Here is a 26,120-nt window from a genome sequence, read left to right as displayed (position 1 = left end):
TAAAATTTCCCCTGCTACTGCGCAGGGGAAATTCAGGAAACGGTCAGCGTCATTTAGTCACTTCTTCCGTTTCCGGTAGCGTGACGTTCAGCTCCAGAATAGAGATGTCGTCACCTTTCTGATCGAGCTGAACCGTGACCATTTCCGGATCGATTTTGACATACTTACAAATCACTTCCAGAATGTCGCGCTTGAGCTGCGGAAGATAGTGGGGCTCACTGTCGCCCCTTCTGCGTTCTGCCACAATAATCTGCAGCCTTTCCTTGGCTATATTGGCAGTGTTCTTCTTCCGGGATAAAAAGAAATCGAGTAATGCCATGGTTTATCCCCCGAACAGGCGTTTCAGGAAACCCTTCTTCTCTTCTTCAATAAAGCGGAAGGGGCGTACTTCACCGAGCAACCGTTCAACGGTATCGGCATAGGCTTTGCCAGCATCTGATTCACCATCGAGGATCACCGGCTCGCCCTGGTTAGAGGCACGTAACACCGATTGATCTTCCGGAATCACGCCGACCAGAGGAATGCGTAAGATTTCCAGCACGTCTTCCATGCTCAGCATATCGCCACGGTTCACCCGGCCAGGGTTATAGCGGGTCAGCAGCAGGTGCTCCTTAACCGGCTCCTGGCTGTTTTCTGCGCGACGGGACTTGGAAGAGATAATACCGAGAATACGGTCAGAGTCACGCACCGACGAGACTTCCGGGTTGGTGGTGATAATCGCTTCATCAGCGAAGTAGAGCGCCATCAGCGCGCCGGTTTCAATCCCTGCCGGAGAGTCGCAGACGATAAAATCAAACTCCATCGCCGCTAAATCGTTGAGGACTTTTTCGACACCTTCGCGGGTCAGGGCATCTTTATCGCGGGTCTGTGACGCAGGCAGAATGTAGAGTTGCTCGGTGCGCTTATCGCGAATCAACGCCTGATTCAGCGACGCATCGCCCTGAATCACGTTGACGAAATCGTAGACCACGCGTCGTTCACAACCCATGATCAAATCCAGGTTACGCAGACCGATATCGAAATCGATAACGACCGTTTTTTTGCCTTTCTGCGCTAAACCGGTGGCGATGGCCGCGCTTGACGTGGTCTTACCAACGCCCCCTTTACCGGATGTAACTACAATAATGCGTGCCATAAATGTTGATTTCCTTAACAAAAGAAAAGGGGCCTAATTAAGTGTCTGGATGGTGAGCGCGCCATCCTGCAGGCAAAGGCGCGCCGCTTTACCAAAAAAAGCTTCGGGGATCTGATCCATGATCCAGTATTCGCCAGCAATCGAGACCAGCTCTGCCGCCAGATTGGTACAAAAAATCTGGCAATCCCGGTCTCCGCCAGCGCCGGCGAGCGCCCGACCGCGCATCATGCCGTAAATATGAATGTTGCCGTCCGCAACCAGTTCGGCACCGGCACTGACGCTGCTGGTGATGATTAAATCCGCGTCACGGGCATAAATTTGCTGACCAGAACGCACCGGGGTATTCACGATGCGGGTTTTGGCCGCCAGCGGTTCAGCCACCACCGGCTGAGGTTCAGGTGCGGGAGCATCGCTGCGGCTTTTCGCCTCTTTGCCCTCCGCCAGAACCGGCAGGCCTGCGCGTGAAATCATGCGTTTCAACGCATCATCTTTACAGCCGCTCACGCCGACAATGCGCAAACCGGTGGCGATAATCGCCTGCTGTAGCTGCTTCCAGTTAATATCGGCACTTAAAGCCGCAACGTTCAGCACCACCGGGGCGTTTTTCAGGAAATCCGGAGCCTGGTCAATCTTGTCCTGAAGTGCCTTACGAATCACCGCGGGATCGTGGTGATGCAGATGGACGACAGATAGGGTGAAACTGCTACCTTTGAATTCGATTGGCGTTTGCGACATCTGTCCCGACTCAGTCCTGTTTTCACTACCGTTGGCTAAGCGACGATAAAATCATCATTAAAGCGCCAACGGTGAATATTCGAAGTTCTGCAAGCATGTTATAGTTACAGCTATATTCAGACAAGCCTCAACGCTGGTTAATTCGAGTAAAAAATATGTTTTGTGTGATCTACAGAAGCCCACTGCGCGACCAGACTTATCTTTATGTTGAAAAAAAAGACGATTTTTCTCGCGTACCGCCCGAATTGCTGAAAGGCTTTGGCAAGCCTCAGCTGGCAATGGTGCTGAAGCTGGCGGGCCGCGACAGGCTGGCTAATGCGGATATCAATAAAGTTAAGCAGGGATTGAGTGAGCAGGGCTATTATTTACAACTGCCGCCGCCGATAGAAAGTCTGCTTACCCTTCATCTACAGACCGATAAAAAAGTTTAATTCGGATTCATCTGTAAATATTAATCCTGTCGCGCTGAAGCCGTCAGGTTTAATATTTTTTTGTCCCCGCTAAAATTAAACGTACTGCTTATCTATCCAGTTATTTTTAAATCGCCTGCCTGATATTTAGCGTCATTTGTGCATTTATTCATCACTTCCGCGCTCTGATTCACGCTTTTTGACAAATTCTGCTCACCTGACCGCAAAAAGCGTCTTATTATCAGGCGATGAGGTTGGCATTTCGATCAACTCATCAGCAAACATCAACCCGCCAGCCACGCTGGCATCACACCTAACCTACGCAGGGGATGAGCATGTATCAGCATCGTAACTGGCAAGGCGCTCTGTTGGATTTTCCGGTCAGCAAAGTGGTTTGCGTTGGCAGCAACTATGCGAAACACATCAAGGAAATGGGCAGTGCCACGCCAACTGAGCCGGTGATTTTTATCAAGCCGGAAACCGCTCTGTGTGATTTACGCCAGCCGCTCTCGATTCCGGATGCGTTTGGCGAAGTCCATCATGAAGTTGAACTGGCCGTGCTGATCGGCGCGACCCTGAAGCAGGCATCTGAAGCGCATGTGGCGCAGGCGATTGCGGGTTATGGTGTGGCGCTCGACCTGACGCTGCGTGACCTGCAGGCCGGACTGAAAAAAGCCGGACAGCCGTGGGAAAAATCCAAGGGATTCGATAACTCCTGTCCGATTTCCGGCTTTATCCCGGTGGCCGAATTTAGTGACGATCCGCAAAATACTGAACTGAAACTGCGGGTCAATGGCGAGGTGCGCCAGCACGGTTCTACCGCGGATATGATCCATAAAATCCTGCCGCTGATTGCGCACATGAGTCAGTATTTCACCCTGCGCGCTGGCGACGTGATCCTGACCGGAACGCCGGAAGGGGTCGGTCCGATGCGTTCCGGCGACACGCTGGAAGTGTCACTGGCCGGTCACGGCATCAGCACGCGCGTTCTGTAAAAACTTGCATCGCCGCACCAGAGGCTTTATAAGGTGCGGTTTACGCTAAACCCGGACAATCATCATGACTGACACCCCTTTCTGGCAACACAAACGCCTGGCACAAATGAGCGATGAGGAATGGGAATCCTTGTGTGATGGTTGCGGGCAGTGCTGTCTGAACAAATTGCAGGATGCGGATACCGATGAGATCTACTTCACCAACGTCGCCTGTAACCAGCTCAACATCAAAACCTGCCAGTGCCGCAACTATGAGCGTCGCTTTGAATATGAAGAGGATTGCATCAAGCTGACGCGGGAAAACCTCACCACGTTCAACTGGCTGCCGCGCACCTGCGCCTATCGCCTGTTGGGTGAGGGCAAGCCGTTGCCTGCGTGGCATCCGCTGCGTGCAGGCTCAAAAAATGCGATGCACGCCCAGCGCATTTCGGTGCGATATATTGCGGTGCGGGAGAGTGAAGTACGCGACTGGGAAGATCACATCATTGATCGACCAGACCGCAACGGCTAAGCCCGGAAAGAATTAAAAAAGGCTGCCGATGGCAGCCTTTTTTATGGCGTCAGCGGCTAAAGAGATCGCGACGTTTGGCTTTAAACGGCTGAGCAATCAGCACCAGCAGCGCCACCAGCAGATAACCGGCGAACACCACAATCATCCACTGCGGCATACTGAGCGTCAGGAAGCTCCAGCTGCGATCTGCGCAATCACCGCTGGCGAGGAACACGGACGGCAGCCACTTATCCAGCGGTAAGCCGCTCGGGAAGCGGGCAGCAAAATCACAGGTGGTAAAAGGATTGGGATGCAGCTGAATCATGGTGTGTTCATAGGAGAGACGCAGACCCTGCCAGGCGCTGTATATCCACAACGCCAGCGCAGCCAGTCTTAATGGCGTTTTTGGCGCAATGGCACCGACCAGACCGGCACCCATCACGCCGAACAGCGCGTTGCGCTCATAGATACACATCACACAGGGTTTGAGCCCCATAACATGCTGGAACCACAACGCAGTGAGTTCCAGCGCCAGCGCCGTCAGGGCCAGTAATAACCAGGCTCCACGACCGCGAGAACATTGATTCAGATATCGTAACATATTGCATTCCCTGTAAACGTCAATGTCACGCAGTGTAAACCAAAAGCGCCGTCAAACCAGCCTGGGCCAGGGAAAAATCATGTTCAAATATGACCTGAACCTGATCCAGACCAGGGAAAGCGTTGATCAGTGTGGCGGTAACAACCATCCCATGTTGAGCATACTGTCAGTCAGCGGCAGCAGCAGAAAATGGATAGACAGATAGCCGACCAGCGACAGGACCACCGTAAACGGCAGTGCCATCCAGACCATCCGCCCATATGAGAGGCGAATCAGCGGTGCCAGTGCTGAAGTCAGCAGGAACAGGAACGCCGCCTGACCGTTCGGGGTAGCGACCGAAGGGAGATTGGTACCGGTATTAATCGCTACCGCCAGCAACTCAAACTGCTGCGCGTCAATCGCGCCGCGATCAAAGGCATGACGTGCTTCATTGATATACACCGACCCGACAAAAACGTTATCGGAAATGGAAGAGAGCAGGCCATTAAAGACGTAGAACCATTTGAGCTGGGCCTCAGGCTCCGCGCTGAGAACGAATGAGACCAGCGGCGCAAACAGCTGTTGCTCAATGATCACCGCCACAATCGCAAAGAACACCGTCAGCAGCGCCGTGAAAGGCAGGGCTTCAGTGAATGCCTGGCCGATGGTGTGCTCATCGGTGATGCCGCACAGCGCGGTCGCCATAATGATCACCGACAGGCCAATCAGTCCCACTTCGGCCAGATGAAAGGCCAGCGCGATAATCAGCCAGATCCCAATTGCCGCCTGAATCCACAGTTTGATGGTGTCCTGACGGGTACGCTGGGCAGCCTCCTGTTTTTCGCTCTCCTCCAGCAACTGACGTACGCTGGCGGGCAGGGTTACGCCGTAGCCAAACCATTTACACTTTTCCACCAGCACACTGGTCAGGATGCCGCATAGCAGCACCGGAACGGTCACCGGCGCCATACGCAGGAAAAATTGGGTAAAGTCCCAGCTGGCGGCATGGGCAATAATCAGGTTTTGCGGCTCGCCGACCATGGTCATCACGCCACCCAGCGCGGTACCGACGCCCGCCTGCATCATCAGGCTGCGCAGAAATGCCCGAAACTGCTCCAGCGTCTCACGTTGTGCCAGCGGGTGATGCTGATTTTGTGGATCGGAGGCGACGCGGTGATAGATCTGATAAAAACTGACGGCGACGCTGATCACTACTGCCAGCACCGTTAGGGCATCAAGGAAGGCGGAGAGAAAGGCGGCGGCCAGGCAGAAGGTGACGCCGAGCAGCACTTTTGACTGAATCGACAGCAGCAGCCGGGTAAAGACAAACAGCAGCAGCTGCTTCATAAAGAAAATGCCGGCCACCATAAAGATTAACAGCAGCAGCACTTCCAGGTTGTTTGCCAGCTCGGTTTTAACCTGCTCCGCGCTGGCCATGCCGATGAAAATAGCTTCCAGCGCCAGCAGACCGCCAGGCAGCAGCGGATGGCATTTAAGCGCCATACCCAGGGTGAAAATAAACTCTGCTACTAATAACCAACCCGCAGCAAACGGGCTGACAAAAGCGTAAATTAATGGATTAACGATCAGAAAAGCCAGCATTAATCCCTTATACCAGTTGGGAGACTGGCCAAGAAAGTTCCGTTTTAACGCCTGCCCATAAGTCATATCCATCGGAATAAGTATCCTGTTGTTGTGTATCGATTTTGCTGCAAAGAATAATCTTTAGCAGGGTCTGGCGCAAATCGCGGCAAATTCGCCGTGAGGCAGGCCTGAAAATGGTACCTGCATCCGGTTTAAATAGTTGCGCAGGCTATATCCGCTATAGGGCGTCTGGTATGATGAGTGCCCATTACGATTAAGAAAGCAACGAGAACACACTGCTATGGTCATAAAGGCTCAGAGTCCAGCGGGATTTGCTGAAGAGTATATTATTGAAAGCATCTGGAACAGCCGCTTTCCGCCAGGGTCGATTCTTCCTGCTGAACGTGAGCTTTCTGAATTGATTGGGGTTACGCGCACCACATTACGTGAAGTGTTGCAGCGGCTGGCGCGTGATGGCTGGCTCACCATTCAGCACGGAAAACCGACCCGGGTTAACGACTTCTGGGAAACGTCCGGACTGAACATTCTGGAAACGCTCGCCCGTCTCGATCACGACAGCGTGCCGGTGTTAATCGATAACCTGCTGTCGGTTCGCACCAACATCTCCTCCATCTTTATCAGTCGCGCGCTGCGCCACCATCCGGAGAAAGCGCGTGCCGTGCTGGAGACCGTCGCCAGTGCCGACGATCAGGCGGATGCCTACACTGAACTCGACTATCGGGTGTTCCGCGGTCTGGCCTTTGCTTCAGGGAATCCGATTTACGGTCTGATCCTGAATGGACTGAAAGGGCTCTATACCCGCGTCGGTCGTCACTACTTCTCTAATCCGGAAGCTCGTCAGGTGGCGCGTGATTTTTATCTCTCGTTACTGGCGCTGTGTGACAAAGAGCCGGGCCAGGATGAAATTGTAGATGCGGTGCGCCACTACGGGCGTCGCAGCGGTGAAATCTGGCACAGTATGCAGAAAAGTATGCCAGACGATCTCAGCAGTAAACGCTAAAAAGCCGGGCATCTCGCCTCAGGCTCGTCCGTTAAGGTTAAATTTGCAAAGGCTGTCATGGTTAAACGTGGCAGCTTTTTTTTTGGGTGAGTATGCCGGAGTGCGGGCCTGCGCACCGCTGCTGCTGCCGGGCCGTCCTCGCGCCGCTCACGCGGTACCTTCGGCTTTGACGTCGTGCCGACGAACCGTTCGGGGATCGGCCCTCCCTGGCCGGCCCCGAACTCTCCACGCTTCCCGGCGTGGCGTTCTGGCCCAACGTCACGCCTCAGCGCTGCGGATAGCCCTTTCAGCAGCAGAGGCGCTCAGGCCTTCACGCTCGTGCCCTTTTTAACAACACGTACTGAAGTTTCAGAGCAGGCTGGGGCCGATCAGGGGCAGGCAATCCGCAGCGCTGAACATTAGCCAGGAGAGCCCGCAGGACGCGGGCGAAAGGCGGGGCGGCACAGGATGTGCCATCCCCGGCGGTCCGTCAGGCAGAGGAATGACGTGAAGGTACCGCGCAGCGGCGCGAGGACCGCCAGCCCCTGAGCAGCACCAGACTGCGCTATCACCGATCGCTTAACTAACGAGCATCAGAGACCGCGTCCGGTTTTTTTAAAGTCACAGCGGCGAGCCGCGTGACGGATTACGATCCAGCAATTCGACGCTGCCATCCTCGTTCTGTTGTTCCAGAATCACGTCAAAGCCCCACAGACGATGCACATGCTTCAGCACTTCGCGCCGGCTCTTATCCAGCGGCGTGCGGCTTTGCGGCACATAGCGCAGCGTCAGTGAGCGGTCACCGCGCAAATCCACATTGTAGACCTGAATGTTCGGTTCAAGATTGCTCAGGTTGTACTGTGCAGAGAGCTGCTGGCGAATGGCCCGATAACCGGCTTCATCGTGAATAGCGGCGATCTCAAGAAAGTTATTGCGGTCATCATCCAGCACGGTAAACAGGCGGAAATCGCGCATCACTTTCGGCGACAGGAACTGGCTGATAAAGCTCTCGTCCTTAAATTCACGCATCGCGAAGTGCAGAGTTTCCAGCCAGTCCGAACCGGCAATATCCGGGAACCAGTAGCGATCTTCTTCGGTGGGTGACTGACAGATACGCTTGATGTCCTGGAACATCGCGAAGCCTAAAGCATAGGGGTTAATGCCGTTATACCACTGGCTGTTATAGGGCGGCTGAAACACCACGTTGGTGTGACTGTGCAGGAACTCCATCATAAAGCGTTCCGACACTTTGCCTTCGTCATACAGATGATTCAGGATGGTGTAGTGCCAGAACGTGGCCCAGCCTTCGTTCATCACCTGAGTCTGCTTTTGCGGATAGAAATACTGGCTCACTTTGCGCACGATGCGCAGGATCTCACGCTGCCACGGCTCCAGCAGCGGCGCGTTCTTCTCCATAAAGTAGAGCAGGTTCTCCTGCGGTTCAGAGGGATAACGCGCCGCTTCAACCTGTACCGTCTCTTTTTCACGCCGTGGCAGGGTGCGCCACAGGGTATTCACCTGGCTCTGCAGATACTCTTCCCGACTCTTCTGTCGCGCTTTCTCCTCCTGCAGCGAGATCTTCTGCGGCCGTTTATAACGGTCAACGCCGTAGTTCATCAGCGCATGGCACGAGTCGAGCAGCCGTTCGACTTCTTCAACGCCGTAACGCTCCTCGCAGTCACTGATGTAATTCTTCGCAAACAGCAGGTAATCAACGATCGAACCGGCATCCGTCCAGCTGCGGAACAGGTAATTATTTTTGAAGAAAGAGTTGTGACCGTAACAGGCGTGCGCCATCACCAGCGCCTGCATGGTCATGGTGTTCTCTTCCATCAGATAGGCGATGCAGGGATTGGAGTTAATCACAATCTCGTAGGCTAACCCCTGCTGACCATGCTTGTAGCGCTGTTCGGTTTCAATAAACTTTTTACCGAATGACCAGTGGGAATAATTGATCGGCATACCGACGCTGGAATAAGCGTCCATCATCTGCTCAGAGGTGATCACTTCGATTTGGTGCGGATAGGTATCGAGCCGGTAGAGTTTCGCCACGCGGTCGATCTCGGCTAAATAGACATCCAGTAGTTCGAATGTCCAGTCTGGTCCGTCATTGAGTCGTTTGCTGTCCTTGATGGGATCGTCAAAGATTGTCGTCATAGCGCACCTCTTTTTTTGCAAACTGGCTGACCCGAAAGGCAACCCGTTCCGGTTATTTAAGGCTTCATCCTGAGAAAGGGAACCCGAAAAAAACTGAGCGAACACAACAATGATAGCCCACTGTCGCTTATCCGAAATGCGAACTCAAATGAATTCTTTGGCAGAAAATCATTCATAGTGGAATGACGTGGAATTTAATAGCCTTTAACTCGACCATGATTTTAAAATCCAGCATATAATCCTGTTTATAAGTTGTTTGTATGGGGTTGAATGATTCTCCTGCCAAAAGCAGATTTAACTGCTGTTGTTGTCATTTATTTCTGGCCAGGAGTGATATGGCGCATAAATCTCTGTATTTTGCCGCCTGATATGATTTTAGTTACCTGCTAAGTAAAAAAGATGTGAAATAGTTGCTGGAATTTAGAGGTGATTTCCGCTGAGTGGATCCGCTGAATGTCGCCTGATGAATAGTGAATTATGCTTTTACATGCCGGTGGGGGACATATGCACGTTGTGATTCTGGGAAGTGGTGTGGTGGGTGTGGCGAGCGCGTGGTATCTGGCGCGTGCCGGACATCAGGTGACGGTTATCGATCGTCAGCCTGCCGCGGCGCTGGAGACCAGCGCAGGCAATGCCGGTCAGATTTCGCCGGGCTATGCGGCACCCTGGGCTGCACCGGGTGTACCGCTGAAAGCGGTTAAGTGGATGTTCCAGCGTCATGCACCGCTGGCGGTGCGGCTGGATGGCAGCAGCTTCCAGCTGGAGTGGATGTGGCAGATGTTGCGTAACTGCGATATCAACCACTATCAGCAGAATAAAAGCCGAATGGTACGCATCGCTGAATATAGCCGTGATTGCCTGAAAGCCCTGCGTGCTGAAACCGGCATCGCGTATGAAGGACGGCAGGGCGGCACGCTGCAACTGTTCCGTACGCAACAGCAGTACGACAGTGCCAGCAAAGATATCGCGGTGCTGCGTGACGCGGGCGTGCCCTACGAATTGCTGCAGGCACATGAGCTGGCGCGCGTCGAGCCGGCACTGGCCGCCACCCAGCATAAACTGACCGGCGGTCTGCGCCTGCCTAACGATGAAACTGGCGACTGTCAGCTATTTACTCAGCGGCTGGCAAAAATGGCTGAGGAGGCGGGCGTGGTTTTCCGCTTCGGGACACCGATTGATCATCTGCTGCGTGACGGTAACCGCATCTACGGCGTGAAGTGTGGCGAGGAGATCGTTAAAGCGGATCAGTATGTTGTGGCGCTGGGTTCCTATTCCACCGCGCTGCTGCGTAACGTGGTGGATATTCCCGTCTATCCGCTGAAAGGCTATTCACTCACCATCCCGATTAAAAATCCGGATGCTGCGCCGGTCTCAACTATTCTCGATGAAACCTACAAAGTTGCGGTAACCCGTTTTGACGATCGTATTCGGGTCGGCGGAATGGCGGAAATTGTTGGTTTTAACACCAGACTGACTGAAGCACGGCGGGAAACGCTGGAGATGGTGGTCAGTGATCTCTATCCTGAAGGCGGTCATCTGGCCCAGGCCAGTTTCTGGACCGGCTTGCGTCCAATGACGCCCGATGGCACGCCGATTGTCGGTGCCACACCGGTGTCTAACCTCTGGCTCAATACCGGTCACGGGACGCTGGGCTGGACAATGGCGTGCGGTTCGGGTCAGCTTCTTGCCGATCTGATCTCCGGTATTCAACCGGCGATTGCCGCCGATGACCTGTCGGTGTTCCGTTACTTACCCGGTTTTGTGGCCAGCGCCGCGCCGCTGCGTAACGCCAACGCTACTCGTTAAGCTTTCAGGGAGAGGAAGGATGTCACGTCCGATTGTCGCTACCATTAATCAGCAGGCATTACGGCATAACCTGGCGGTGGTTCGCCAGGCCGCACCTGCATCCCGCGTCTGGTCGGTGGTTAAGGCTAACGCGTATGGTCATGGTCTGGCCCGCGTCTGGGAAAGTCTGGCTACCACCGACGGCTTTGCGCTGCTGAATCTGGAAGAGGCGATTCTGTTGCGCGAGCAGGGCTGGAAAAAGCCGATCCTGCTGCTGGAAGGCTTTTTTCAGCCGGACGATCTGCACCTGATCGATCGCTATCGTCTCACCACCAGCGTACACAGTAACTGGCAGATTAAAGCGCTGGCTAATGCAACGCTGTCGGCACCGATCGATATCTATCTCAAGGTCAACAGCGGCATGAACCGGCTGGGCTTTCGCCCTGAGCAGGTTAATGCGGCGTGGCAAAAACTGCGCGCGCTTAACAACGTGGCTGAGATAACGCTGATGGCCCATTTCGCGGATGCGGAAAATCCCGACGGCTTAATCGCTCCGCTGCAGCGTATTGAACAGGCGGCTGAGGGGCTGACCTGTCCGCGATCGCTCGCTAACTCCGCCTGCACGCTGTGGCACCCGGAGGCGCATTATGACTGGGTTCGTCCCGGTATTATTCTCTATGGCGCGTCACCGAGCGGCGACTGGCAGGATGTTGCCGGCAGCGGACTGACGCCGGTAATGACGCTGAGCAGTGAGATCATCGGTATCCAGCAGTTACAGGCGGGCGATGGCGTCGGTTATGGCTACCGTTATCATGCGGCGCAGGCGCAGCGGATTGGCGTGGTAGCCTGTGGCTATGCGGATGGTTACCCACGTCACGCACCCAACGGCACACCGGTCAGCGTCGATGGCGTGATGACGCAGGTGGTAGGCGCGGTGTCGATGGATATGATCACCGTCGATTTAACGCCCTGTCCGCAAGCCGGCATCGGCTCGCGGGTGGAGTTATGGGGCGAACAGGTGAAGATCGATCAGGTGGCAAAAGCGGCCGGAACGGTCGGATACGAGCTGATGTGTGCGCTGGCACCTCGCGTTCCGGTTCAGCTCAGTTAAGAGTGATTAAGCGCGGTCACCCGGCCGCGCATCTTCCGGCTGCAGCGCCAGGCGATCAACGCCAGCATGGCACCCAGCAGCATCATCAGACTCAGCGAGAGCTTCTCAGCCAGCGGCAGCGCCACAATCACCAGGCTGCCTGCCGCACCGCCCGCCATCTGAATAAATCCCTGTAGCGCGGATGCCACGCCAGCCTGTTGCTGATAGGGCTCCAGCGCATAGCTGGTCGCGGGACCGACGGTGAACGCCAGACCCGCCACCGAAACCGCGACCGGAAACATATACAACGCCCAATGGCTCTGCATCGATGCCGGAAACAGCATCATTCCCGCCAGCAGCAACAGCGCACCCAGCAGCATCGTGACAAAGCCCATCGCCAGACAGAAAGGCCGTCCCGCTTTGCGGATGGTTTTATTGACGAAGACGCTGACGAACATGATCCAGAAGCCGTTGGCACCAAAGGCAAAAGAGAACTCAATCGGTGATAAGCCGCCTTCGGTCATCAATACCTGCGGAGCCAGAGAGACATAGGTCAGCACCATGCCCAGTGCGCCCGCGTTGGCAAAGGCAAACGCCAGGAAGCGAGGCTGACGTAAAATGGCGGCATACTGCGCAATCGGCAATCCTTTCACCCGCAGGGTATCGGCCGGGCGCGTTTCGGGCAGCCAGACAATGACCAGCAGCATAATCAGCGCGCCGTAGCCGCACAGGAACCAGAAGGGCGCGCGCCAGTCGAACGCGCTGGCCAGCAGGCCGCCCAGCAGGGGAGCCAGTGCCGGAACGATATTTAATGCGCCATTCAGAAAGCCATAGGCGCGTGCCGCCTCATCACCGCTCAGGCGATCGCGTACGCCGCTGAAGGCGACGACCGCGCTGCAACAGACGCCACAGCCCTGCACCAGACGGGCAAGCAGAAACAGCGGAAATGAGGTGGCGGTAGCGGCAATGGCGCTGCCAGCGATGTAGAGCGCCAGGCCCAGCAGGGCAATCGGCTTACGGCCATAGTTATCCACCAGCGGGCCAGTCACCAGTTGTCCCAGCCCCATCACCAGCAGAAACAGCGGGATGGTGGTCTGCACCAGGTTAACCGGCGTATTCAGCCCTTCCGCAATCTGCGGCAGCGTGGGCAAATAGAGATCAATGCCTAAAGGTGCCAGCAACACCAGGCTCAATAACAGTAGAGTAAATTTTTGCATAACGACCAGAGGGTGAACGTTCTGTTAAAAAACGAGCCGCAGAGGGTAATGATTCACAACAAAAAAAGATAGAGGAGAAGATGCGGAAGTTGCGATGCCTGTGCGAAACAGGCATCGCTTACTGTCAGTTAGTAGGCACCATCACGACGCAGTACCACGCCAGCGGTTTTAAACAGGATGGCGATATCGGTCCACAACGCCCAGTTTTTCACATACCAGGAGTCAAAGTAGACGCGGGTATCGTAATCAATGTCATTACGTCCGCTGACCTGCCACAAACCGGTCATGCCAGGCTTCGCCATCAGATAGTAATCAACATCACCGGCATAGCGCTCCAGTTCCGCTTCAATCACCGGGCGCGGTCCCACCAGGCTCATCTCGCCACGGATGACGTTCCACAGCTGCGGCAACTCATCGAGGCTGGTTTTACGCAGGAAGCCACCAATTTTGGTGATGCGCGGATCGTTTTTAAGTTTGAAGTCCTTATCCCACTCAATACGCGCAGCTTCGCTGGTGGCCAGCAGATTTTCCAGCACCTCTTTCGAGTTGGTCACCATGGAACGGAATTTCAGGCACTTAAACTTTTTACCATCCTGACCGACGCGCTCATGGCCATAGATAGCATTGCCGCCATCGCGCTTCACCATGTAGCAGAGCAGGGCAAAAATCGGGCCGAGGAACAGCAGCAGCATTGACGCGACAATAATATCAAAGGCGCGCTTCAGGAACCGCGAGGAGTGCTTAGCCAGATTATTACTGACCCGCAGGATCATCACTTCATGGCTGAAGATAAATGACATATCGGTACCATAGAGCGGCACACCGCGCAGGGTCGGGATCACCGAGACGGAACGACAGTTCATCTTCGACAGGAACTTCAGCCAGCGATCACGCATAGGCTGCTGCTCATACTCCATCGCCACAATGAACTGCACGTTGTCGCGGTCGATGGTTTGCCAGTTAATATCTTTCCAGGTGATAACCGGGACGCCATTAACGCTTTGCTCGGCGGGCACATCGTCTACCGAGATAAACGCCTGTACGTTATAGCCCAGGATCTCTTCGCTTTGCAGCGCCGCGTAGGCCTCGGTGGCATTCCGGCCGGAGCCGATAATGATCGTCTCTTTCTGCCACTGACCGGCTTTATTAATCGCGCGCTTCACTACGGCACGCATCAACGGCAGCAGCAGCAGGGCATAAGTCCAGCTGAACACCCACACCATGCGGGAGAAATCCCACTTCGAAAAAGCGATCAGGGCGAGATCGAGCAGGGAGAAAACGAAAAGTGTCTTAACGATCTCTTTCAGCTCGAACCAAAAAGGTTTGCGATAGGTGTAGTGGCGCAGGCGTACCCAGAACCAGCCGGTACACATGACGGACATAATAAATTGTGCAACAAAACGATATTCAATTTGTTGCGGGGGAATAAATGTATCCAGCTCTCCCCAAATACCCTGAACAGTGGCGGCCGATAAAAACAACGCCAGATTAAGTGCAATCAGATCGGAAAAACTCAGGGCGAACTTTACGATGATATTTTTTCGCGTTCCGCTCCAGGAGCGGCTCGGGTTATTCATTATCAATGTACTTGCCATAAAACCTGCTCTCTTTCTCAAGTAAAAGATGGCCTGACCAGAATCAAGTACGCGCTCAGGAGTGGGCTACTGAAAAAATTAAAAAATCATTTTCAGTCTGTTGCAGTCAGTACAGCCAAAAGAAGCTGCGAAAAGAGTGACGGATAAAGCGTGATGTCACTCACGAAATATTGCAGCGTTGAGTAAGAGTATGCAGGAGTTATTTGACAGAGTTAATACGGAAAAAATCTGAAAACGTTAAAACTGATTAAAGTTTTAAAGTTATAATTCTTTGTTTAATAAGGATAAAATAAGAGAAGGGGTGGTTATAACCAAACTGTTTAAGACTGTTTTTAGGAATTACCGCCAAATCTCTCGACCGGCGGTAGTGAAGTCAACTCAGGCGGGCTTCTTTAAAATCCAGCGGTCCTGCTGTTTATCATAATGACCAATTTGCAGATTGACCGGTTCCCCGTCGATCCAGGCCGGAATGCTGGTGTCACGATCCCAGCCATCAAGTTGCGTAATTAAGCCGGGATTGGTATCACAGGGGATGCTGACGGTGTCGGGGTTCTCACTGTCAAGATCGGCATCCACAATCTCATAACGACCAATTTTAACCACGTGTCCCATTCATTTCTCCTGTTTAAGCGGGCTTGAACTCTTAGCTTAGTGCATCAGCAGAAAATAACGGGGCAGAATGATTAGGATTATTCCTTCTCTTCAGCCGGGCGCACACCAATCTTCACAATACGGTTATCTTCTTTCTCGGCCACGGTCCAGGTCAGCTGGTTCCATTCCACCTGATCGCCAACCACCGGCGCGCCGCCCAGCATACTCAGCATCAGCTGCCCCAGCGACTGCTGGTCATTGGTCTCCTCGTCCAGTTCCAGACCGTATATCTGCGCCACATCACGCAGCCGGGCTTCCGCATCAAGGATAAAGTCACCAAAGAAGCGCTGATCGAGCGAAACCGGCGGCGACTGACTGAACATCTTGCCCAGCGCCGGCAAATCGCGCTCGCGGCCAATCACGCAGATAACGTCGTTCTCTTTCAGGCGAGTGCCGCCATTGGGATGCATCAGCACATTGTCGCGGAACAGCGCCGCAATCCGGGTTTCACGCGGCATCTGTAAATCGCGCAGCGCGGCACCGACGCACCATTTGTCGGCGCTGAGCTGATAAACGAACTGCTCCCACGGATTCTCCGGATGGATATCCAGGCCTACCCGACTGATCGGTGAGGCCGTTGGCGGGACCACCACTTTGGCTTTTTTCGCGGCAAAGCCCAGTGAGGTACCTTGCAGCATCAGCGAGACCAGCACCACAAAGAAGGCGATATTGAAATAAAGTGAGGCGTTCTCCAGTCCGGCCATCATCGGGAACACCGCCAGAATAATCGGCACGGCACCGCGCAGGCCGACCCAACTGATAAAGAAGCGCTCGCGGGTGGTAAAACTGCGGAACGGCAACAGGCCGATAAACACCGAGAGCGGGCGCGCCACCAGAATCAGCCACAGCGACAGAATCATCGCCGGCACGGCGATATGCCACAAATCAGAAGGCGTCACCAGCAGGCCGAGCACGATGAACATCCCGATCTGACTCAGCCAGGCCATGCCGTCGAAGGTCTGCAGGATGCCGTGACGGTTACGAATCGGGCTGTTACCCAACAGGAAGCCGCACAGATAGACCGCCAGAATGCCGCTGCCTTCCAGCACCGTGGTCAGGGCGAACACCAGAATACCGCCGCTCAACGCCAGCAGCGGGTAGAGCCCGCCCGCCAGGCTGATGCGGTTGATTAACTGCTGCAGCGCCCAGCCGCCGCCGAGGCCTAACACAATGCCCAGCCCGAACTGCTGCACCAGGTGAACCAGGAACATCCAGTCAAGCCCGGTCTGGCCTTGCTCAATCATCTCAATCAGGGTAATGGTCAGAAACACCGCCATCGGGTCGTTGCTGCCCGATTCAATCTCCAGGGTTGAGCTGACGCGCTCGTTCAGGCCCTTATCGCCCAGCAGCGAGAATACCGCCGCCGCATCGGTAGAACCGATAATCGCGCCAATCAGAAAGCCCTGCATCATATCGAGATTAAACAGCCAGGCGGCCACCACGCCGGTTAAGCCCGCGGTAATCATCACGCCGACGGTAGCCAGCGACAGGGCGGGCCCCAGCGCTACCTTAAACGAGCTGGCTTTGGTTCGCATCCCGCCATCCAGCAGGATGATAGCCAGCGCCAGGTTAGAGATCAGGTAAGCGGCGGGGTAGTTATCAAAGGCGATGCCGCCGATGCCATCCACGCCGGTCAGCATACCCAGCGCCAGGAAGATAACCAGGATAGGAATACCCAGGCGTGAGGAGAAAGAGCTGAGCAAAATGCTCGAGGCTACCAGCACGGAACCGATGATAAACAGACTGTAAACAATGGTGTGGTTCAAACCCGGGCTCCTGAGTTATGGCGTTGCGTGGCTGCAAAGGGTGACAAATGTCCATGCTATCCCTAAAAGATAATGTTTTATCAAAGAGTTGTCATGGTCAAAATGAAAATTATACCAATTGTTAACTGGCTTATGGAATCAGATTAATGTGAAGAATGAGGGAGTTGGCAGGCAAGCGGCAGAAAAGCCACTCTTTTAGCAGGTTATTCGGCAGATAAAAAACAAGCCGGTGATAAGCCGGCTTGGTTGATCAGGCTTCGGTCGCCTGTTTATGAAACAGAGAACGGAACACCGGATAGATATCTTCCGGTTCGCGAATATGCTCTATCGCGAAGTTATCGAACATCGCCTGCAGATGTTCATACTCGCGCCACAGGGTCTGATGCGCGCGGCGGGTAATTTCGATATAGCTGTAGTAACGCACCACCGGCAGGATGTTCTTCGCCAGGATTTCGTGACACAGCGGCGAATCATCGGCCCAGTTGTCGCCGTCCGAGGCCTGCGCCGCATAGATATTCCACTGCGCCGGATCGTAGCGATCTTTGACCACCTCATCCATCAACTTCAGGGCGCTGGAAACGATGGTACCGCCGGTCTCCTGCGAATAGAAGAACTCCTGTTCATCCACCTCTTTCGCCTGAGTGTGATGGCGGATATAGACCACATCCACGTTCTTGTAGGTCCGGCTCAGGAACAGATAGAGCAGAATATAGAAACGCTTCGCCATATCCTTGGTCGCCTGATCCATGGAACCGGAAACGTCCATTAAGCAGAACATCACTGCCTGGCTGGAAGGCTCCGGGCGTTTCTCGAAGTTTTTATAACGCAGGTCAAAGGTATCGATAAACGGCACGCGTTCGATGCGCGCGCGTAATTCGGCGATATCCTTACGCAGCCGCTCCTCCTCAAGCAGCTGTGCCGGTTCCGATTTTTCCACCATGCTGAGCGTCTCTTCCAGCTCGTGCAGCATCCGGCGTTTACCTGCCGTCATCGCCGTGCGGCGCGCCAGCGAGTTCTGCAGCGAACGCACCACACTGATGTTGGCAGGAACGCCGTTGGAGGTGTAACCGGCGCGGTGGGTTTTGTATTCATTCAGCTGACGATGCTGATTCCGGCGCAGATTGGGCAGAGCCAGATCCTCAAACAGCAGATCGAGATATTCATCTTTCGAGATCTGAAAAACAAATTCATCCTGACCTTCACCATCCTGGCTGGCGTTGCCCTGACCACTGCCGCCGCCACCGCCACCCTGAGGTCGCTCAATGCGGTCATTCTGCACAAAATGGTCGTTTCCGGGATGCACGCGGTGACGATTCCCGCCGCGTCCCTGATGGAAGATCGGCTCATTGATGTCATCAATGGGTATTGAAACAGATTCACCGCTGCTGACGTCGGTAACCGAGCGTTTGTTAATGGCCTCGGAGATCGACTGCTTGATTTGCGACTTATAACGGCGCAAGAAACGCTGGCGGTTGACCGCGCTCTTGTTTTTACCGTTAAGCCGGCGATCGATGAAATAGGCCATAGTGTTCCCCCAAACTACATTGCAAGCAGGTCGGGCATGCCCGACCTTTAGATGACCGGTACCGCAATACCGGCTTGCTTACAGACTTTTATCAGGACGATTTACGCACACGCAGATACCATTCACACAGCAGGCGTACCTGTTTGCGGGTATAGCCTTTTTCCATCATGCGATCGACGAAATCATCATGTTTCTTCTGCTCATCGGTCGAGGTCTTGGTATTGAATGAGATGACCGGCAGCAGCTCCTCCGTATTTGAGAACATTTTCTTCTCAATCACGGTGCGCAATTTCTCGTAACTGGTCCAGTTCGGATTGCGACCGTTATTGTGTGCCCGCGCGCGCAGCACGAAGTTGACGATCTCATTACGGAAATCTTTCGGGTTACTGATGCCCGCAGGCTTCTCAATCTTCTCCAGTTCCGCATTCAGCGATTCGCGGTCAAACAGCTGACCGGTATCGGGATCGCGATATTCCTGATCCTGAATCCAGAAGTCGGCATAGGTGACGTAGCGATCAAAGATGTTCTGACCATACTCGGAATAGGATTCCAGGTAAGCGGTCTGAATCTCTTTGCCGATGAACTCCGCATATTTTGGAATCAGGTAACCTTTCAGGTGCTCAAGGTATTTTTCCGCCTGATCCTGCGGGAACTGCTCACGCTCGATCTGCTGTTCAAGCACATAGAACAGGTGAACCGGGTTGGCCGCCACTTCGGCATGGTCGAAGTTGAAGACCCGTGACAGGATCTTAAAGGCGAAACGGGTCGACAGACCGTTCATGCCCTCATCAACGCCGGCGTAATCGTGATACTCCTGCCACGATTTCGCTTTCGGGTCGGTATCTTTCAGGCTTTCGCCGTCATAGACCCGCATTTTGGAGTAGATGCTGGAGTTTTCCGGATCTTTCAGGCGCGACAGAATCGAGAACTTAGCCAGTGTTTCCAGCGTACCAGGGGCGCATGGCGATGTTGCCAGCTCACTGTGGTTCAGCAGTTTCTCGTAAATTTTGATCTCTTCAGAGACTCGCAGGCAATAAGGCACTTTGACGATGTAAACACGGTCAAGGAACGCCTCATTGTTTTTGTTATTACGGAAAGTGACCCATTCAGATTCGTTGGAGTGCGCCAGAATGATGCCGTTAAACGGCAGCGCTGAGATCCCTTCGGTCCCGTTGTAGTTACCTTCCTGGGTGGCGGTCAGCAACGGATGCAGCACTTTAATCGGTGCCTTGAACATCTCGACAAATTCCATGATGCCCTGGTTCGCGCGGCACAGTGCGCCAGAGTAACCATACGCATCAGGATCGTTTTGCGCGTGGTTTTCCAGTTTGCGGATGTCCACTTTACCGACCAGCGCCGAAATGTCCTGGTTGTTCTCGTCGCCTGGCTCGGTTTTCGCGATCGCCAGTTGCTCAAGAATCGACGGCCAGACTTTCACTACTTTGAAGCGGGAGATGTCACCACCAAAGTCGTGCAGGCGTTTAGCGGCCCACGGCGACATGATGGTGCCAAGGTAACGGCGCGGCACGCCATACTCTTTTTCAAGAATGTGCGCATCCTCCTGCGGATTAAACAGACAGAGCGGATGGTCATTGACCGGGCTGCGTTCGCCATCTGCGCTCAGCACATAGATAGGGACGCGCTGCATCAGCGATTTAAGCCGCTCAGCCAGCGAGGATTTACCGCCGCCGACCGGCCCCAGCAGATAAAGGATCTGCTTCTTCTCCTCCAGTCCCTGAGCGGCATGTTTCAGGTAGGAGACGATCTGTTCAATCGCTTCCTCCATGCCGTAAAACTCCTCGAACGCCGGATAGCGTCCCATCACACGGTTGGAGAATATTCTGGAAAGGCGTGGCTCCTGAGCAGTGTCGACCATTACTGGCTCACCGATTGCCATTAACAGTCGCTCTGCAGCGTTGGCGTATGCACTGCGATCTTGCTTACAGATGGCAAGAAATTCCTGCAGTGTGAACTCTTCGTCCTTGGCAGCTTCATAACGCTGACGATAGTGATCGAATATATTCATAGCGATGCCCGTCCTTTCGTTTTTAGCACAGGTAAGGAGCGTAATTAGAGGCTCATGCAGCTCCCGGAAGATATTCTCTATTGAGTACAGCAACCCTTATGCCAACCTGATCATTTTTATCGGGATACACAACTTTACTGGTTACTCTGCTCGTACATATTGTCTGGTCTTACTTCTAACTGTAGATGGCTTCTAAGAAATTTCCTCCATGGCTGTGGGTGAATGAGGGTGAGATCAACAGCATAATCAGTCTGAGGTGAGGCCGGTATGCGCCTCTGATGAGTTAACTTAACGTGATTTTAACCTTTAATGCCACTTTCTACGGCTGGGCGCTTAAAGGATTTCGATATAAGTTAATCCAGTCGCAAAAAAACGTTAGACTTCATGTTTGATTGTTATATTTATGGAATGAATAAATTGTGAACCAATTCAAACTTAAGGCGCTTGTTGCACTTTTACCTTGTTATTTACTCTCTGGCGGCGTAAATGCCGCACCGCTTTCGGTCGGGGCTTCAGTCATCTATGCCGAGTCGCCTTATCGCGGCGGCCAGGACCGTTATCTGCCGGTTCCGGTAATCAATTACGAGGGTGAGAACTTCTGGTTTCGTAGCCTGCAGGGCGGTTACTACCTGTGGAAAGATCCTCAGAACCAGCTGTCACTGACGCTGCTCGGTTCACCGCAGGAGTACAAGCCCAGCGACAACGACCTGGGCGACATGAAAGGGCTGGATAAACGCCGCATGACCCTGATGGCGGGCGCAACATACCGTCACACAGCCGACTGGGGTATCGTTCGTACCGCACTGCTGGGCGACGTGCTGAACAACAGCAACGGCATGATCTGGGATTTAACTTACCTCTATCGCTTTGAAATGGGCGACTTCAGTCTGACGCCAGGCATTGGTGCGATGTGGAACAGTGCCAATCAAAACCGCTATTACTACGGTGTTTCCGGCCATGAAAGCGCCCGCACCGGCATCAGCCGTTACAATCCGGATGACAGCTGGTCACCTTATGTTGAACTGAGCGCCAGCTATCAGATTTCGACGCAGTGGAACGTCGGCGTGGTCGGCCGCTATACCCGTTTCGACAGCGAAATCAAAGATAGCCCGATGATCGACAAAAGCGGCCAGGCGACACTCTGGACCGGCGTCAGTTACAGTTTCTGATAACGCACTAAAAGAGGGCATTTTATGCCCTCTGTTCTTTTATGGGGCCTCAGCATGGGGCGGGAGAGCGAAATGCGCAACATCATGAATTTTGCCGGCCACAGCGATCTGCCGGTGATTGGTCAGGGCAGCTGGTATATGGGCGAGAATCCCGCTCAGCGCGCGGCGGAAGTCGCTGCACTTCAGCACGGGCTGGCGTGTGGTCTGCGCCTGATCGATACCGCCGAGATGTATGCCGACGGCGCAGCCGAAGAGGTGGTCGGCGAAGCGTTACAGGGTCGTCGTGATCAGGCGCTGGTGGTGTCAAAAGTGTACCCGTGGAATGCCGGTGAACACGATGCCATCGAGGCTTGTGAGCGTAGCCTGCAGCGGCTGAAAACGGACTACCTCGACCTCTATCTTCTGCACTGGCGCGGTAATATCCCGCTGGAAGAGACGGTGCGGGCGATGGAACAGTTGCAGCAGCAGGGTAAAATCCGCTACTGGGGCGTCTCTAATTTCGATACCGATGACATGGCTGAGCTGTGGGATGAAGCGGGTGGGACGCAGTGCGCGACCAATCAGGTGCTTTACCATCTCGGCTCACGGGGCATTGAATATGATCTGTTACCCGCCTGCCAGCAGCGTAACCTGCCGATTATGGCCTATTGTCCGCTGGCGCAGGCCGGACGGCTGCGCGATAGCCTGTTCAGCGACCCGCAACTGGTGCAGCTTGCACAGCAAAAGGGCATTAGCGTGGCCCAGCTCCTGCTTAGCTGGGTGATCCGTCAGCCTGGCGTTATTGCTATCCCTAAAGCCAGTTCTGTCGCTCACGTAGAGGAAAATGCGGCGGCGCTGAACGTGGTGCTGACTGACGACGATCTCACCCTCGTCAACCAGCGTTATCCGGCACCGCAGCATAAGTTACCGCTCGACGTGGTTTAAGCCTTAACTGCGTCGCCGCTGAGCTTTTTCTTCAGGCGGAAGGTGGTCGCCAGGCGGGCCGGTTTTTCGCCTGCACTGCGCAGCGGCTTATTGATGCGCGCTGTCTCAACGCAAACCATGGTCTTATAACCTTCATTCGGCATATCGGCCATGCTGCAGGAGAGCTCAACTCCTGGATTCCACGTCACAACGTCACTGTGATGGTGGTGATAGACCTCGATCTGGCGCTGTGCAGCTGGATCGTTAATCACTGAGCAATCTTCAGCCGCGGTAAAAATGCGATCAATCCGGCCTGGATAGCGTTGCTTGCCGTCGCTGCTGCCGATCTCGCCCTGATTCACCTTATCGATGTAGGTTTCACCCAGGCCCGACACTTCAATGCCGCTGATATCGCTGACGGTGAAATAGCTGTGCAGGGCGGCGGTGGCTTCAAAATCGCCATGCGCTTCCAGTTCAATTTCACAGTGCTGACCCAGCCGGAAACGGGCGATGAGAGTGAACTCATGTGGCCATAGCTTCAGCGTCTGAGGATTGCTTTCCAGCACCAGCGTCAGCATCACGCCATCTTCATTTTCATCATGGGCAGACAGCGTCCACGGCTGATTGCGGGCAAAACCGTGTGCCGGTTCACCTGCCGGACCAAACCAGGGCCAGCAGATTGGTACGCCGCCGCGAATGGCTTTGCCGGGCGAAAACAGACTCTTATCGCTGAGCCACAGAACCGGTTGCTCACCGCTGGGCTGCCAGGCGATCAGATGAGCACCCTGCAGCGTAATGGCTGCACGCACTTTCGGATGACTGACGACAATCGCCGGCAGTTCGCCGACCTGACGCTGCGAGAGGTAAGGGGAGATCTGGGTAACGACCGGCAGAGAAAACAGTTTATCTTGCATGTTCGATTCCTTCCTGAGCGGATCAAAAAAAGGGCGACCGAAGTCGCCCTTATTCTCAATGATGTCTGGCTGCCTTATTTAGCAGAAACCAGCGCAATCAGGTCGAGAACTTTGTTTGAGTAGCCAGTTTCGTTGTCGTACCAGGAAACCAGTTTCACAAAGTTGTCGTTCAGCGCGATACCGGCTTTAGCGTCAAACACTGAAGTCAGGATTTCGCCGTTGAAGTCAGTAGAAACCACATCATCTTCAACATAGCCCAGCACGTCTTTCATCTCACCTTCTGCAGCCGCTTTGATAGCCGCACAGATTTCTTTGTAAGAAGCCGCTTTTTCCAGACGCACGGTCAGGTCAACAACGGAGACGTTAGGGGTTGGTACGCGGAATGCCATACCGGTCAGTTTGCCGTTCAGTTCTGGCAGGACTTTACCCACTGCTTTCGCTGCGCCGGTTGAAGAAGGGATGATGTTCTGAGACGCGCCGCGGCCGCCGCGCCAGTCTTTGTGAGACGGGCCATCAACGGTTTTCTGAGTCGCGGTGGTGGCGTGAACGGTGGTCATCAGACCTTCAACGATACCAAACTTGTCGTTGATCACTTTTGCCAGTGGCGCCAGGCAGTTAGTGGTGCACGATGCGTTAGACACGATGTCCTGGCCCTGGTATTTGTCGAAGTTTGCACCGCGAACAAACATTGGGGTGTCATCTTTAGAAGGACCGGTCAGAACAACTTTCTTCGCGCCTGCAGTGATGTGTTTACGTGCGGTTTCGTCGGTCAGGAAGATACCGGTTGCTTCAGCAACAACGTCAACGCCCACTTCGTCCCACTTCAGGTTAGCCGGATCTCTCTCAGAGGTAACACGGATTTTCTTGCCGTTAACAACCAGTGCGCCATCCTGAACTTCTACGGTGCCGTCGAAACGACCATGCGTAGAGTCATACTTCAGCATGTACGCCATGTAATCCGCGTCCAGCAGGTCGTTGATTGCAACGATTTCGATGTCAGAACGCTGTTGAGCAGCACGGAAAACGATGCGACCGATACGGCCAAAACCGTTGATACCTACTTTGATAGTCATATATTCCACCAGCTATTTGTTAGTGAATAAAAGGTTGCCTGTAAAATTACAAAAACCTTACCAGGCGTCAAGCGGAATCGTGTCAATTGTTGCGACAAATCAATTCGCCTGAGAGGAATTATTCGATGCGCAACCGCTTGCGTACCGCCAATTGTATCGCGCTTCGTTTAATCAATCGCCGAATATATAGGGATGCCCCGGATAAAAGGTGATCGAAGTCACAAATCCGGGCTGTGAGAGTCGGACTGAAAGGGTGAGCACGAAAAAAGACCCGTCTTATGTTGATCATTTGTTAGAATAGTAGTCGAAATTTTCAGATTGGCACCCTTCCGGAATCTTAAAAATGGCTAAAGACACCGCACCCGAAGCAAAAATTTCGCAGCTGACAGAAATGCAGCGTTATGTTACCCAGCATCGCGGAACGGAGCCGCCTTACAGTGGCGCACTGCTGCATAACAAACAGGAAGGTATTTATCACTGCCTGGTCTGCAACGCGCCGCTGTTTCTGTCAGAGACCAAATATGATTCAGGTTGTGGCTGGCCGAGCTTTTATCAGCCGGTGAGCGACGACGCAATTCGTTATATTGAAGATGACTCACACGGCATGCAGCGCATTGAGATCCGCTGTGGTCAGTGTGATGCGCATCTGGGACATGTCTTCCCGGATGGCCCGCAGCCGACCGGGGAACGCTATTGTGTTAACTCTGCCTCATTGAATTTCACCGATGAGCAGGGTGAGCAGACGAAAGGATAAAAGCGATGAAGCAGCAACTGGAAGCGATGCTTGCCGCAATGACGCCAGAAGTCTATCAGCGACTGGCGACCGCGGTGGAGATTGGTAAATGGCCGGATGGCGTAGCGCTGACGCAGGAGCAGCGTGAAAACTGCCTGCAGCTGGTCATGATGTGGCAGGCGCGGCATAACGACAGCCCGCAACACATGACCATCGGCAAGGGCGGTGAGATGGTGACGAAGTCGAAAAGAGAACTCAAAGAAGAGTTTGGTATCGATTCAGACGTCACCCGCATCCAGCTGCACTGAGGGAGTCGGGTCACCGCTAATGGCTGACCCGCATCCTGGCAGAAAACTGGCACGACGCCGTAATGCTGGCCAGTTAAGCGACCGGTGATAACGCCGTCGGGTGCCGCTCAGGGGCTGGCGCTCCTCGCACCGCTGTGCGGTTCCTTCACTTCATTCGCCTGCCTGACGCACCGCCGGGGATGGCATATCCTGTGACGCCCCGCCTTTCGCCTGCGTCATGCGGACTCTGATGGCTAATGTTCAGCGCTGCGGATTGCCTGCCCCTGATCGGCATCAGCC

Annotated in this window: 24 protein-coding genes; 10 read left to right on the top strand and 14 right to left on the bottom strand. The window is 54.1% G+C overall.

The annotated features are described in order from the left end of the window. Positions 1 to 49: 49 nt before the first annotated feature. The 3 genes from minE to minC are packed head-to-tail and all read right to left on the bottom strand — an operon-like array spanning position 50 to position 1,870. Positions 50 to 319, bottom strand: coding sequence for a cell division topological specificity factor MinE (gene minE / locus WFK59_RS06580; protein ID WP_031374622.1), 270 nt, complete (start codon positions 317 to 319; stop codon positions 50 to 52). A gap of 3 nt (positions 320 to 322) precedes the next feature. Continuing rightward, positions 323 to 1,135: a septum site-determining protein MinD gene (gene minD, locus WFK59_RS06575; RefSeq protein ID WP_031374621.1), complete on the bottom strand. Its 813-nt coding sequence runs from the start codon at positions 1,133 to 1,135 to the stop codon at positions 323 to 325. A 33-nt stretch (positions 1,136 to 1,168) separates the two neighbouring features. Then, on the bottom strand, positions 1,169 to 1,870 hold the full coding sequence (gene minC, locus WFK59_RS06570) for a septum site-determining protein MinC (protein ID WP_233987992.1): 702 nt from the start codon (positions 1,868 to 1,870) through the stop codon (positions 1,169 to 1,171). Positions 1,871 to 2,025: 155 nt separating this feature from the next. Here minC and WFK59_RS06565 point away from each other — a divergent pair, with 155 nt between their 5' ends. The 3 genes from WFK59_RS06565 to WFK59_RS06555 all read left to right on the top strand — a co-directional run bounded on the left by WFK59_RS06565 (position 2,026) and on the right by WFK59_RS06555 (position 3,786). Next, entirely contained in the window at positions 2,026 to 2,301 is a 276-nt protein-coding gene (locus tag WFK59_RS06565) for a YcgL domain-containing protein (RefSeq protein ID WP_233987993.1), read from the top strand. A gap of 314 nt (positions 2,302 to 2,615) precedes the next feature. Beyond that, positions 2,616 to 3,275, top strand: coding sequence for a fumarylacetoacetate hydrolase family protein (locus WFK59_RS06560; protein ID WP_233987994.1), 660 nt, complete (start codon positions 2,616 to 2,618; stop codon positions 3,273 to 3,275). Positions 3,276 to 3,339: 64 nt separating this feature from the next. Beyond that, a complete protein-coding gene (locus WFK59_RS06555) occupies positions 3,340 to 3,786 on the top strand; it encodes a YcgN family cysteine cluster protein (protein ID WP_233987995.1) in 447 nt (148 codons plus the stop codon). A gap of 49 nt (positions 3,787 to 3,835) precedes the next feature. Here the strand turns inward: WFK59_RS06555 and dsbB are convergent, their stop codons facing one another. Beyond that, on the bottom strand, positions 3,836 to 4,366 hold the full coding sequence (gene dsbB / locus WFK59_RS06550; RefSeq protein WP_233987996.1) for a disulfide bond formation protein DsbB: 531 nt from the start codon (positions 4,364 to 4,366) through the stop codon (positions 3,836 to 3,838). Between the two features lie 126 nt (positions 4,367 to 4,492). Next, on the bottom strand, positions 4,493 to 6,019 hold the full coding sequence (gene nhaB, locus WFK59_RS06545; protein WP_233987997.1) for a sodium/proton antiporter NhaB: 1,527 nt from the start codon (positions 6,017 to 6,019) through the stop codon (positions 4,493 to 4,495). A 211-nt stretch (positions 6,020 to 6,230) separates the two neighbouring features. Here nhaB and fadR point away from each other — a divergent pair, with 211 nt between their 5' ends. Then, on the top strand, positions 6,231 to 6,950 hold the full coding sequence (gene fadR / locus WFK59_RS06540; protein WP_233987998.1) for a fatty acid metabolism transcriptional regulator FadR: 720 nt from the start codon (positions 6,231 to 6,233) through the stop codon (positions 6,948 to 6,950). Between the two features lie 600 nt (positions 6,951 to 7,550). Here the strand turns inward: fadR and WFK59_RS06535 are convergent. Continuing rightward, positions 7,551 to 9,086, bottom strand: a complete 1,536-nt coding sequence (locus tag WFK59_RS06535; RefSeq protein ID WP_233987999.1) for a SpoVR family protein — start codon at positions 9,084 to 9,086, stop codon at positions 7,551 to 7,553. 504 nt (positions 9,087 to 9,590) lie between these two features. On the opposite strand from WFK59_RS06535, the gene WFK59_RS06530 reads away from it, so the two are divergent. Next, positions 9,591 to 10,892, top strand: a complete 1,302-nt coding sequence (locus WFK59_RS06530; protein WP_336755338.1) for a D-amino acid dehydrogenase — start codon at positions 9,591 to 9,593, stop codon at positions 10,890 to 10,892. 19 nt (positions 10,893 to 10,911) lie between these two features. Next, positions 10,912 to 11,982, top strand: coding sequence for a catabolic alanine racemase DadX (gene dadX / locus WFK59_RS06525; RefSeq protein ID WP_336755336.1), 1,071 nt, complete (start codon positions 10,912 to 10,914; stop codon positions 11,980 to 11,982). Here dadX and WFK59_RS06520 read toward each other — a convergent pair. From WFK59_RS06520 to yeaG, 6 genes are all read right to left on the bottom strand, one after another. Next, positions 11,979 to 13,178: a multidrug effflux MFS transporter gene (locus WFK59_RS06520; RefSeq protein ID WP_336755334.1), complete on the bottom strand. Its 1,200-nt coding sequence runs from the start codon at positions 13,176 to 13,178 to the stop codon at positions 11,979 to 11,981. The genes dadX and WFK59_RS06520 overlap by 4 nt on opposite strands. Positions 13,179 to 13,306: 128 nt before the next feature. Continuing rightward, entirely contained in the window at positions 13,307 to 14,773 is a 1,467-nt protein-coding gene (gene wbaP / locus WFK59_RS06515; RefSeq protein WP_233988003.1) for an undecaprenyl-phosphate galactose phosphotransferase WbaP, read from the bottom strand. 378 nt (positions 14,774 to 15,151) lie between these two features. After that, positions 15,152 to 15,385, bottom strand: coding sequence for a DUF1480 family protein (locus WFK59_RS06510; RefSeq protein WP_094121422.1), 234 nt, complete (start codon positions 15,383 to 15,385; stop codon positions 15,152 to 15,154). A gap of 77 nt (positions 15,386 to 15,462) precedes the next feature. Further along, entirely contained in the window at positions 15,463 to 17,190 is a 1,728-nt protein-coding gene (locus WFK59_RS06505; protein WP_233988004.1) for a potassium/proton antiporter, read from the bottom strand. Positions 17,191 to 17,440: 250 nt separating this feature from the next. Continuing rightward, positions 17,441 to 18,715 carry a YeaH/YhbH family protein gene (locus WFK59_RS06500; RefSeq protein WP_233988005.1) on the bottom strand — a complete coding sequence of 425 codons (1,275 nt, stop codon included), beginning with the start codon at positions 18,713 to 18,715 and terminating at the stop codon, positions 17,441 to 17,443. Between the two features lie 91 nt (positions 18,716 to 18,806). Continuing rightward, on the bottom strand, positions 18,807 to 20,741 hold the full coding sequence (gene yeaG / locus WFK59_RS06495) for a protein kinase YeaG (RefSeq protein ID WP_233988006.1): 1,935 nt from the start codon (positions 20,739 to 20,741) through the stop codon (positions 18,807 to 18,809). Positions 20,742 to 21,160: 419 nt separating this feature from the next. On the opposite strand from yeaG, the gene WFK59_RS06490 reads away from it, so the two are divergent. Continuing rightward, positions 21,161 to 21,910 carry a MipA/OmpV family protein gene (locus WFK59_RS06490; protein ID WP_336755330.1) on the top strand — a complete coding sequence of 250 codons (750 nt, stop codon included), beginning with the start codon at positions 21,161 to 21,163 and terminating at the stop codon, positions 21,908 to 21,910. Positions 21,911 to 21,982: 72 nt separating this feature from the next. Continuing rightward, the gene (locus tag WFK59_RS06485; RefSeq protein WP_336755329.1) at positions 21,983 to 22,834 is read left to right on the top strand and encodes an aldo/keto reductase; all 852 of its coding nucleotides are present in this window, start codon (positions 21,983 to 21,985) and stop codon (positions 22,832 to 22,834) included. On the opposite strand, the gene WFK59_RS06480 is transcribed toward WFK59_RS06485, so the two are convergent. Then, entirely contained in the window at positions 22,831 to 23,727 is an 897-nt protein-coding gene (locus tag WFK59_RS06480) for a D-hexose-6-phosphate mutarotase (protein WP_233988009.1), read from the bottom strand. The two genes, WFK59_RS06485 and WFK59_RS06480, sit on opposite strands and share 4 nt — an antisense overlap. A gap of 74 nt (positions 23,728 to 23,801) precedes the next feature. After that, positions 23,802 to 24,800 carry a glyceraldehyde-3-phosphate dehydrogenase gene (gene gapA, locus WFK59_RS06475; RefSeq protein WP_069728542.1) on the bottom strand — a complete coding sequence of 333 codons (999 nt, stop codon included), beginning with the start codon at positions 24,798 to 24,800 and terminating at the stop codon, positions 23,802 to 23,804. A 343-nt stretch (positions 24,801 to 25,143) separates the two neighbouring features. Between gapA and msrB the strand changes: the two genes are divergently transcribed. Both msrB and WFK59_RS06465 read left to right on the top strand, forming a co-directional pair. After that, entirely contained in the window at positions 25,144 to 25,554 is a 411-nt protein-coding gene (msrB, locus tag WFK59_RS06470) for a peptide-methionine (R)-S-oxide reductase MsrB (RefSeq protein ID WP_159859181.1), read from the top strand. Between the two features lie 5 nt (positions 25,555 to 25,559). Then, complete coding sequence (locus WFK59_RS06465) at positions 25,560 to 25,841, top strand: YeaC family protein (RefSeq protein WP_233988010.1); 282 nt, start codon at positions 25,560 to 25,562, stop codon at positions 25,839 to 25,841. The last annotated feature ends 279 nt before the right edge of the window (positions 25,842 to 26,120 follow it).

It is taken from the genome of Pantoea sp. USHLN298 (assembly GCF_037149395.1).
GTDB lineage: Bacteria > Pseudomonadota > Gammaproteobacteria > Enterobacterales > Enterobacteriaceae > Pantoea > Pantoea astica.
The sequence above is the reverse complement of the archived record's forward strand: the minus strand, read 5'-3'. Positions and strand labels throughout refer to the sequence as shown.

What these genes read in the sequence shown, in the direction of transcription:
- minE (WP_031374622.1), bottom strand. Translation starts at nt 319, where the DNA reads ATGGCATTACTCGATTTCTTTTTATCCCGGAAGAAGAACACTGCCAAT.
- minD (WP_031374621.1), bottom strand. Translation starts at nt 1,135, where the DNA reads ATGGCACGCATTATTGTAGTTACATCCGGTAAAGGGGGCGTTGGTAAG.
- minC (WP_233987992.1), bottom strand. Translation starts at nt 1,870, where the DNA reads ATGTCGCAAACGCCAATCGAATTCAAAGGTAGCAGTTTCACCCTATCT.
- WFK59_RS06565 (WP_233987993.1), top strand. Translation starts at nt 2,026, where the DNA reads ATGTTTTGTGTGATCTACAGAAGCCCACTGCGCGACCAGACTTATCTT.
- WFK59_RS06560 (WP_233987994.1), top strand. Translation starts at nt 2,616, where the DNA reads ATGTATCAGCATCGTAACTGGCAAGGCGCTCTGTTGGATTTTCCGGTC.
- WFK59_RS06555 (WP_233987995.1), top strand. Translation starts at nt 3,340, where the DNA reads ATGACTGACACCCCTTTCTGGCAACACAAACGCCTGGCACAAATGAGC.
- dsbB (WP_233987996.1), bottom strand. Translation starts at nt 4,366, where the DNA reads ATGTTACGATATCTGAATCAATGTTCTCGCGGTCGTGGAGCCTGGTTA.
- nhaB (WP_233987997.1), bottom strand. Translation starts at nt 6,019, where the DNA reads ATGGATATGACTTATGGGCAGGCGTTAAAACGGAACTTTCTTGGCCAG.
- fadR (WP_233987998.1), top strand. Translation starts at nt 6,231, where the DNA reads ATGGTCATAAAGGCTCAGAGTCCAGCGGGATTTGCTGAAGAGTATATT.
- WFK59_RS06535 (WP_233987999.1), bottom strand. Translation starts at nt 9,086, where the DNA reads ATGACGACAATCTTTGACGATCCCATCAAGGACAGCAAACGACTCAAT.
- WFK59_RS06530 (WP_336755338.1), top strand. Translation starts at nt 9,591, where the DNA reads ATGCACGTTGTGATTCTGGGAAGTGGTGTGGTGGGTGTGGCGAGCGCG.
- dadX (WP_336755336.1), top strand. Translation starts at nt 10,912, where the DNA reads ATGTCACGTCCGATTGTCGCTACCATTAATCAGCAGGCATTACGGCAT.
- WFK59_RS06520 (WP_336755334.1), bottom strand. Translation starts at nt 13,178, where the DNA reads ATGCAAAAATTTACTCTACTGTTATTGAGCCTGGTGTTGCTGGCACCT.
- wbaP (WP_233988003.1), bottom strand. Translation starts at nt 14,773, where the DNA reads ATGGCAAGTACATTGATAATGAATAACCCGAGCCGCTCCTGGAGCGGA.
- WFK59_RS06510 (WP_094121422.1), bottom strand. Translation starts at nt 15,385, where the DNA reads ATGGGACACGTGGTTAAAATTGGTCGTTATGAGATTGTGGATGCCGAT.
- WFK59_RS06500 (WP_233988005.1), bottom strand. Translation starts at nt 18,715, where the DNA reads ATGGCCTATTTCATCGATCGCCGGCTTAACGGTAAAAACAAGAGCGCG.
- yeaG (WP_233988006.1), bottom strand. Translation starts at nt 20,741, where the DNA reads ATGAATATATTCGATCACTATCGTCAGCGTTATGAAGCTGCCAAGGAC.
- WFK59_RS06485 (WP_336755329.1), top strand. Translation starts at nt 21,983, where the DNA reads ATGCGCAACATCATGAATTTTGCCGGCCACAGCGATCTGCCGGTGATT.
- WFK59_RS06480 (WP_233988009.1), bottom strand. Translation starts at nt 23,727, where the DNA reads ATGCAAGATAAACTGTTTTCTCTGCCGGTCGTTACCCAGATCTCCCCT.
- gapA (WP_069728542.1), bottom strand. Translation starts at nt 24,800, where the DNA reads ATGACTATCAAAGTAGGTATCAACGGTTTTGGCCGTATCGGTCGCATC.
- msrB (WP_159859181.1), top strand. Translation starts at nt 25,144, where the DNA reads ATGGCTAAAGACACCGCACCCGAAGCAAAAATTTCGCAGCTGACAGAA.
- WFK59_RS06465 (WP_233988010.1), top strand. Translation starts at nt 25,560, where the DNA reads ATGAAGCAGCAACTGGAAGCGATGCTTGCCGCAATGACGCCAGAAGTC.